The organism is Brooklawnia sp. (assembly GCF_032229645.1).
Taxonomy (GTDB): domain Bacteria; phylum Actinomycetota; class Actinomycetes; order Propionibacteriales; family Propionibacteriaceae; genus Brooklawnia.
Window position 1 is genome coordinate 1 of the sequence record NZ_JAVTWX010000074.1, and the last position, 8,754, is coordinate 8,754.

Genomic DNA, 8,754 nt, shown 5'->3' on the forward strand with positions numbered 1-8,754 from the left:
GTTGCGCACCGGAATCAGCTTGCATCGATGAAACCTTTCGTTGCCAGAAGCTTAGACGCAGTTCGGCCAACCTCGGACACGCGTCATGCCGCTGGGCCCCGGACCGCTGCCACAAGATCGACCAACGGGCCGACAATCGGACGAATCGTCCGTCACGCGCCCGAGTACGATCGAAACAAGTCACTGCCCAAAAACGTGCATTCGGAGGATTCCATGGCTAACGGTGAGAAACCGGCCTTGTCCAATCGGCAAGCGAGCTTCTCAGAGGCGTTCAAGCAGTTCATCTGCGACGACTGGGCTCCCTACAGCAGTGAGCTTCCCGTTCCGCTACCGGGCGTCGTGGCAGCAGCGGCACATCGCAAGAAGCTCTCCGAGAAGTACCCCGGCGAGCGCCTGATCATTCCAGCTGGTGGTCTCAAGCCCCGCAGCAACGACTGTGACTACGCCTTTCGTCCGCATTCGGCGTTCACCTGGCTGACCGGGCTGGGGACCGACCGAGAACCGGACGCGGTGCTGGTGATGGAGCCTGCCGCCGGTGGTCACAAGTCCACCCTCTATTTCCATCCGCGGGTGCCGCGCAGCGACGAAGAATTCTACGGCGATTCACGCTATGGCGAGATGTGGGTCGGCCAGCGCGAATCGCTGGAAGAGATGGCCGCCTTGGCGCAGTTGGCAACGGCGAGCATCGATGACTTGGAGCCGGCGCTACAGAAAATGGCCTCGCAGACACCGACGCGGATGCTGCGCGAGACCGATCCGAAGCTCGCCAACAAGCTGGATGCCTGGCGCGGACGCGGCGACAAGCAAGATGCCGAACTGGTCGTCACACTGAGCGAACTGCGCCTGATCAAGGACGATTTCGAGGTCGAGCAATTGCGTCAGGCCTGCCGTGCCACCGCGGTCGGCTTCGAAGCAGTCGTCCGGGAACTGCCGAACGCGGTCGGCAAGAAGCGTGGCGAGCGCTGGGTCGAGGGCGTCTTCGGTCTGCACGCCCGCCATCAGGGCAATGCGGTGGGCTATGACACCATCGCTGCGGCCGGCGACCACGCCAACACCCTGCACTGGATCCGCAACGACGGTGACCTGCACCCCGGCGATCTGCTGCTGATGGACGCCGGAGTCGAACTCGACAGCCTCTTCACCGCCGACGTGACTCGGACGATGCCGGTCACTGGCCGCTTCACCGATGCTCAGCGAAAGGTCTACGACGCCGTCCGGGCTGCCCAGCAGGCCGGGTTCGAGGCCGCTAAGCCGGGAGCCCTGTTCTCGGATGTACACCAAGCGGCCATCACCGTGATCGCGCACAAGCTGGCCGAGTGGGGCGTCTTGCCGGTGAGCGCCGAAGAGGCCCTCGACCCCACCGACGGCGGCCAATACCGGCGCTGGATGGTGCATGGCACCAGTCATCACCTCGGGCTCGATGTGCATGACTGTGCGCAGGCGCTACGCGAAGACTACCGAGGCCCGCTGAAACCGGGCATGGTGATCACCGTCGAGCCGGGTATCTACTTCAAGTCGACCGACCTGATGGTGCCGGCCGAACTACGCGGCATCGGCGTGCGCATCGAAGATGACATCCTGATCACCGAGGACGGCTGCGAGATCCTCAGCGATCAGCTGCCTCGCGAGTCCGCCGATGTCGAGGCGTGGATGGCCGGGCTGCTGAGCCAGGCATAGACCCGGGCCGGATCAGTTACCGGCCGATTCGGGAGAATCGCCTCTACGCGGGGACTGGGCTTCGGCCTGGTCCCCGTTTTCAGGTGTGGTCGTGTCCGCGGGTGTGTCGGCCTCACCGAAACGCTTCGGCAGGTCGCCGATGCCAGGTGCATCGCCTTCCTTCCAGTACTGCCCGTACGACAGGTTGGACGCTCCGTGGGAATCCGGCCCTCCGCTTGCTGCGATCGGCGGGAATTGGACGGTCTGTTCTGCCGTGGGCTGCGAAGATTCACCGACAGCAGACGGCGGCCAGGCGGGCGGCGGCAACTTGTCGAGATCGGCCTGCTGAGGGGGCGGCACCATCGACTCGGTAGGCGGCGCGACTGCAACCTGGCGAGCCTGGTGCAGCGAGCCACCGCTCAGCAGCCCGCGTGCTCGGTCTGCGTATTCGGCCTCGGCCAGTACCTCGTAGTGGGTCGCGATGATTGCCGTGGTCGAGGTGTAATCGCGGTCGGAGCCGCGGATACGGTATTGCAGCGCCGACATCGCCATGCCGACGAGCCCAAACCCGAGCAGGCCCATCAGCAGCAGATTCAGCAGGTTCGTCGTGCCCGGCTGCAAGACCCACATGATGATCGCGAACATGCCCGCCCACATCGCGCCCTGCACGAAGCCCGCGGCCAGCACCTTGCCCCAGCTCATGCTTCCGGTGACCCGTTCGACGCTCCTGAGATCGGTGCCGACGATGGCCAACGTGGCAACCGGGAACTGCCGGTCGGCGAGATAGTCGACGGCATGGGCGGCGTCGGTGTAGTCGTCGTAGATAGCGACCGACATCGGGCGCTTCAACTTAATGATTTCGCGCGCCGACTTCGGCGGTTGCTGGTTCATGGACATAGCGATCGACCTCCGTGGTTCAGCCTAGTAGGCAATCCCTACACCTGGCCGCTGTGACCCACCTTCGCCAGCAGCGCGCGTGCCACCTTGTATCCCGCCTCGTCGACCATCTCGTCGTCCACCACGATCGCGCCGACAGCGCCGCCGTCTGCCCGACCTGCTGCGGCATAAGCCGCAACGATCCGCTCGGCACGCTCGATCTGTGCCTCGTCCGGGGTGAAAATCTCGTTTCCCGCCTCAACCTGGCTGGGATGAACCACCCACTTGCCGTCATAGCCCAGCGCGGCCGCCTTCGCAGCGGAGGTCTTGAATCCCGGCAGATCACGGATCGAGACATAGGGGCCGTCCAGGGCCTGCAGCCCGTTGGCTCGGGCGGCAATGAGAATCCGGCTGAGAGCGTAATGAAAAGCGTCCGCGTCATAACCGGCGAGCTGGCTGCCGACCGACAGACCCCGCATGCCCATGGACGCCATGAAGTCGCCGGGCCCGAAGACCAGCGTCTCGGTGCGGGCACTCGCGGCGGCGATCTCGTCCACACGCTGCAGCCCGAGGGCCTCCTCGATCTGTAGTTCGAAGCCGATCCGGCCGGCCTCCAGTCCCGAGGACGCCTCCACCTGGCTCACCACCAGATCGAGGGCGACCACCTGCTCGGCCGAGGTCACCTTCGGCAGCACCAGAGCATCAATGTGGGTGCCACCCCCGCTGACCACACTCATCACATCCCCGGTGGTCCACGGCGTGTCCCAGGCATTCACCCGCACGGTCACCGTGGGGGCTTTCCAGGAGCCGCCGTTCAGCGCGGCCACGATGGTGTCACGGGCCGCGACTTTCGCGGCTGGCGCTACTGCGTCCTCAAGGTCGAGAAACAGACAGTCGACACTCAGATCCCGCGACTTTGCGATGAACCGTTCGGAGCTGCCAGGGACGGCCAATACCGTGCGACGCGCGCGAAAGGGTCGAGCCTGTTGCGTCTTGGTCATGGAGCCAGTCTAGGCTTTGCGCGTGAGCAATCCGTCTTCGGTTTTCATCAGCCGCCTGCAGGGATTGCAGGTCATGGACGCTTCCGGCGACCAGGTGGGCAAGGTGCGCGATGTCGTCGTCCAGGCCCGGCTGGCGGGGCGGCCGAGAGTGCGGGGCTTCGTCGTCGAATTGTTCGCCAGACGACGCATCTTCGTGCCGATGACGCGGGTGCACGCCATCGACCCCACCCAGGTGTCGATCATCGGTGTGATCGACACCCGCCGTTTCATCAGACGCGCCTCCGAAATCCTGGTCATGGACGATCTCTTTGATCGCGCCATCACGCTCGATGGTAAACCGTCGCTCATCTTCGACGTTGCGATGTCCGAGGTCCGCAGCCGTGACTGGGAACTCAGCGAGGTCGCACTCCGCGAGGTCACCACCACCAGGCGATTCGGGCTGCCCACCACCAGCAAGGGCCCGATGACGGTCGAACCCTGGTCACTAGTCGGCGGCCAGGTGATGGACGCCGAGCAGACCACCGACACGAAGCTCGCTCAGCTGGCCGATATGAAGCCCGCGGATGTTGCCCGGGAACTCTACGACATGGACCCGGAGCGTCGCGCTGAGGTCGCCAGCGCCCTCGACGATGAGCAGCTTGCCGATGCCTTCCAAGAACTGCCCGAGGACGAGCAGGTGGAGCTGCTGCAATCGTTGACCATCGAGCGCGCGGCCGACGTGCTGGAAGAGATGGACCCTGACGATGCCGCCGACCTCATCAACGACCTGCCGAGCGAATTCGCCGAAGAGCTGCTCGACCGAATGGAACCCGAGGAAGCTGCCGATGTCCGCAGCCTGCTGATCTACGAGGAACTGACAGCTGGCGGCATGATGACCCCGGAGCCGGTTGTGCTCGGCGCGGACAACACCGTCGCCGAAGCACTGGCCCGGGTGCGCTCCGAAGAACTGACGCCGGCGCTGGCGTCGATGGTTTTCGTCACCAGACAACCCCATGACACCCCGTCGGGACGATATATCGGTGGTGTGCACGTGCAGCGGCTGTTGCGTGAACCGCCCAGCCTGCAGATCGGCCAGATGATCGACTCAAACCTCGAGCCGCTGTTGACCAGCGCAGATATCTCGCAGGTCAGCCGTTACTTCGCCACCTACAACCTGGTGATCGCGCCGGTGATCAACAACAACCATCAGCTGGTGGGCGCGGTAACCGTCGACGATCTGCTCGACCACATGCTGCCCCACGACTGGCGCAGCGATCAGATGGAGGGCAACGAATCAGATCTGAGGGAGGTCGACCATGGCTGAGGCTAATCGCCGCGACGAGGACCGGCTGAGTACACCAGGGCGGCGTTCATCCATCATCCGGCCGCGCTGGCTGCGTTTCGACGAGGACTGGTTCGGGCGTTTCGCCGAATGGATCGCCCGAACGATGGGCAGTCCCGGGTTCCTGATGGGAATGACGGTCCTCGTCTTCTTGTGGATCCTGCTCAACGTCGTCGGCATCTTCGGATGGAAATGGGACCCCTACCCCTTCATTCTGCTGAATCTGGCCTTTTCCACCCAGGCCTCCTATTCGGCCCCGCTGATTCTGCTCGCTCAGAATCGTCAGGAGGACCGCGACCGCCTGAGCCTGGACGAGGACCGCCGCGTTGCCGGGCAGAGCCGTGCCGACATGGATTTCTTGGCTCGCGAGATCGCCGCCTTGCGGACGAATATGGGAGAACTGTCGACCCGCGACTTCGTCCGAGGGGAATTGCGGGACCAGTTGCGCGACTTACTCGCCGAGATCGAGGCCGCCGACGAACGGCCGGATGGCGAGATAAGCCCAACCCAATCCGAACCGGCTTGAAACTGACGACGGGTTCGCGTAGTGATGATGCCGTGACGCAAACCAACCCGATACTCAGCCACGTACGCGAAGCGCTGTCCACCGTGATCGATCCGGAGATCCGGCGGCCGATCACCGATCTGGACATGGTCGACGAACTCGCCATCGATGACGCCGGCGTCGTGCAGGTCACCATATTGTTGACGGTTGCCGGTTGCCCGCTGCGCAACACCATCGAGCAGGATGTCACCAATGCCGTCAACAAGGTTCCGGGCGTCACCGGGCTCCAGCTGCGGGTCGGCGCGATGAGTGCCGAGCAGCGGGCCAAGCTCACCGAGAAGCTGCGCGGCGGCGCGCCCACTCCGGTGATCCAGTTCGCGCAACCCGGCTCGCGCACCCGGGTGGTCGCGGTCGCCTCCGGCAAGGGCGGCGTGGGCAAGAGCTCGATGACAGTCAACCTGGCGCTGGAACTGGCCAAGGAGGGTTTCAGCGTCGGCCTGCTGGACGCCGACATCTACGGCCACTCGGTTCCCGATCTGCTCGGCATCCCCGAGGCCGCTCGTCCGACCATGGTCGACTCGATGATCATGCCGGTCCCGGTTGAGTATGTCAGCGCCGACGGCAAGAAGGCCGTGCTCAAGGTGATCAGCATGGGCATGCTCAAGGAGTCCCGTGATCAGGTGATCGCCTGGCGCGGCCCGATTCTCGACCGTGCACTCACCCAGCTGCTGGCCGAGGTCTTCTGGGGAGATCTCGACTTCTTCCTCATCGATCTGCCGCCCGGCACCGGCGATGTGGCGATGTCGATCGGCCAGAAGCTGCCCGGCAGCGACATGATCGTGGTCACCACTCCGCAGCCCAGCGTGTCGTGGGTGAGTGAACGAGCCGGCACGATGGGGTCGATGCTGCACCAGAACGTCATCGGCGTGATCGAGAACATGAGCTGGTTCGAGACCACCTGCCCGCATTGCGGCAAGGAACACCGCGTCGAACTCTTCGGTAGCGGCGGCGGGCAGCAGACCGCGGACGCGTTGAGCGACCGGCTCGCCCGCGAGGTTCCGCTGCTCACGCAGATCCCGATGGACTACGCCCTGGGGGCCGGCGCCGAGATCAATGCGCCCGTGGTCATCGCGCAACCCGATTCAACCGCCGCCCAGGCGATCGCCATCGTGGCCGAACACCTGATCGAAACAAAGGCCTCACTGATCGGCAAGCCTCTGGGCCTGAAGGTCAACGGCTAGCTGCACAGCACCGCATCGGCCCAGCTACGTGGCCTCGTCGTCCCAGGGAACGATGAGCGCGTGCGGCTCGGACGACAACACGGCGGTGGGCAGCGCTGCAGCCATGCTTTCGGAGCGTAGCTCGTGGTTGATGTCGGTGGCGACACCCGTGAGGTCGTTGCGCACACCATCCAATTCGCGCCTGAGACCATCAAGATCCTCGCCGATATCGGACAGCAGGGTCTTACGCACCAGCGTCTTCGGATTGAGGTCGGACAGCTGAAGATCCTTGTATTCGGGTCCCAACTCGCTGCGCAAGGTACCCATCGCCTGATTCGCGAAGCCCCGGGCGAAATGCACCAACCGAGCCGCTTTGCGGCTCAGCTCGGGCAGCTTGTCGGGACCGAACATGATGACACCGACGACCAGCAAGAAGACCAGCTCGCTGGCGCCGATACCGAACAACTCCTGCGGGATCACGCCTGTCGCCTACAGGGCCGAGCTATCCAGAATCTCCGCGAAGCGTGCGGCTTGAGCCTCGGATGCCGGCAGCAGCGGCGCACGCACGCTACCGACATCGAATCCCAGATGGGCCAGCCCGGCCTTCACCATCATCACACCCTGCGTGGCGAATACCCCGGTGTAGACCGGCAACAGCTCTCGGTAGATGCGCAACGCACCAGCCTGATCGCCGGCCAGCCAGGCATCGATGATCTCGGCGGTGCGGCGTCCGGTGAAGACCGTCGAAGTGCCGATGACACCAACGCCACCGATCGCCAGCAACGGCAGCAGCTTCGCATCATCGCCGGCGAAGTACTCGAGGTCGGTCGCCGCCAGCACCTGGGCAGAGGCGGCGATGTCGTTCTTGGCGTCCTTGACCGCGACGATGTTGGGATGTTTCGCGAGCTGAATCAGCGAGTCCGTCTCGATCGGACGACCTGCCCGATGCGGGATGTCATAGAGCACCATCGGCAGATCGGTTGAGCCGGCCAGCGTCTCGAAGTGCGCGACGATCGCGTCCTGCGGCGGCAGCGAATAATAAGGGGTGACCGCCAGCAGCCCGTCAGCGCCGGCGGCGGCTGCCTGGCGGCAGAGTTCGACCGAATGCGCAGTGTCGTTGGTGCCGACCCCCGCAAGGACCTGGGCGCGATCACCGACCGCTTCGATCACGGCCGCGACGATCTGGGCCTTCTCCTGGTCGGTGGTGGTCGGCGCCTCCCCGGTGGTGCCGTTGACCAGAACAATGTCGTTTCGTTGCTCATCTACCAGCCGGACGGCCAGTTCGCGGCACTTCGCCAGGTCTACCGCTCCCTCAGCATTGAAAGGAGTCACCATGGCAGTCGCGAGCCGGCCAAACACGGGTTGAGTCATGGCACCATGATAGACGTGCGCGGCGGTTGGCGAGTTTTCGGTCAGTTCAGCAAGTAGGCTGGCGCGTGTGAGTGAGAATTTCGTGCTCGACCCGCGTTCGGTCGCCTTCGCCGAAGACTACGTTCCCGCACCTGATCAAGTCAGCACAGCCCGGCGCAATGCGATCACCAGCGATGCGCCTGCTCCGTCCAACGGAGTCACCACTGCGCTGACCTTCTTGGCACGTGTGCTTGATGCCGCGGCCGTGGTCGAGATCGGCACCGGCACCGGGACGACCGGACTGGCACTCTTCGAGGGCATGAATCCCGCGGGTGTGCTCACCAGCATCGATTCGGAGGTCGACTGGCAGTTGGACGCGAAGCAGGCCTTCCGCGATCATCACATCCCTTCGCAGCGTTTCCGGCTGATCTCGGGACATCCGCTCGACGTGCTGAACAATCTCCGTGACGCCGCCTACGACCTGGTGCTGATCAACGCCGACAAGCTTGAGTATGTCGAGTACGTCGCTCAGGCCGAGCGACTCTTGCGCTCCGGCGGGGTCGCTGTGATCAACGATGCGCTGTGGCAGGGATTGGTCGCCGATCCGTCGGACGAGTCCGATGAGACCGTCATCATCCGCGAGGCTTTGACCGCTGTGCAGGAGTCGGAGGTGTTCGCCCCGGTGTTGCTGCCATTGGGCGAAGGTCTGCTTGCTGCGGTCAAGAAGTGAGCTGATCATCCATAGTCACCAACCACGCCCATCGACACCAACAATGAGAACGGTGCCGGCCCCCGGGGGGGCCGGCCCCGTTCTCATGACGTCCG

At 64.3% G+C, this 8,754-nt stretch carries 9 protein-coding genes; 5 read left to right on the forward strand and 4 right to left on the reverse strand.

Annotated features, from left to right (window positions below; all coding sequences use genetic code 11):
* Positions 1-213 precede the first annotated feature (213 nt).
* A complete protein-coding gene (locus AAFP05_RS05195; protein WP_341728792.1) occupies positions 214-1,677 on the forward strand; it encodes an aminopeptidase P family protein in 1,464 nt (487 codons plus the stop codon).
* A gap of 12 nt (positions 1,678-1,689) precedes the next feature.
* Here AAFP05_RS05195 and AAFP05_RS05200 read toward each other — a convergent pair whose 3' ends face one another.
* Entirely contained in the window at positions 1,690-2,547 is an 858-nt protein-coding gene (locus AAFP05_RS05200; RefSeq protein ID WP_341728793.1) for a general stress protein, read from the reverse strand.
* 44 nt (positions 2,548-2,591) lie between these two features.
* A complete protein-coding gene (locus AAFP05_RS05205; protein WP_341728794.1) occupies positions 2,592-3,533 on the reverse strand; it encodes a CoA ester lyase in 942 nt (313 codons plus the stop codon).
* Positions 3,534-3,555: 22 nt separating this feature from the next.
* Between AAFP05_RS05205 and AAFP05_RS05210 the strand changes: the two genes are divergently transcribed.
* From AAFP05_RS05210 to AAFP05_RS05220, 3 genes are read left to right on the forward strand one after another with little or no spacing between them, the layout of a single operon-like run.
* A complete protein-coding gene (locus tag AAFP05_RS05210) occupies positions 3,556-4,836 on the forward strand; it encodes a PRC-barrel domain-containing protein (RefSeq protein ID WP_341728795.1) in 1,281 nt (426 codons plus the stop codon).
* Positions 4,829-5,380: a DUF1003 domain-containing protein gene (locus AAFP05_RS05215; RefSeq protein WP_341728796.1), complete on the forward strand. Its 552-nt coding sequence runs from the start codon at positions 4,829-4,831 to the stop codon at positions 5,378-5,380. The genes AAFP05_RS05210 and AAFP05_RS05215 overlap by 8 nt, the downstream gene beginning before the upstream one ends.
* A 32-nt stretch (positions 5,381-5,412) precedes the next feature.
* Positions 5,413-6,600, forward strand: a complete 1,188-nt coding sequence (locus AAFP05_RS05220; RefSeq protein ID WP_341728797.1) for a P-loop NTPase — start codon at positions 5,413-5,415, stop codon at positions 6,598-6,600.
* A 24-nt stretch (positions 6,601-6,624) separates the two neighbouring features.
* Here the strand turns inward: AAFP05_RS05220 and AAFP05_RS05225 are convergent, their stop codons facing one another.
* On the reverse strand, positions 6,625-7,059 hold the full coding sequence (locus AAFP05_RS05225; RefSeq protein WP_341728798.1) for a sec-independent translocase: 435 nt from the start codon (positions 7,057-7,059) through the stop codon (positions 6,625-6,627).
* Positions 7,060-7,068: 9 nt separating this feature from the next.
* Positions 7,069-7,950: a 4-hydroxy-tetrahydrodipicolinate synthase gene (dapA, locus tag AAFP05_RS05230; RefSeq protein ID WP_341728799.1), complete on the reverse strand. Its 882-nt coding sequence runs from the start codon at positions 7,948-7,950 to the stop codon at positions 7,069-7,071.
* 67 nt (positions 7,951-8,017) lie between these two features.
* Here dapA and AAFP05_RS05235 point away from each other — a divergent pair, with 67 nt between their 5' ends.
* Positions 8,018-8,659: a class I SAM-dependent methyltransferase gene (locus AAFP05_RS05235; RefSeq protein WP_341728800.1), complete on the forward strand. Its 642-nt coding sequence runs from the start codon at positions 8,018-8,020 to the stop codon at positions 8,657-8,659.
* Positions 8,660-8,754: the final 95 nt, after the last annotated feature.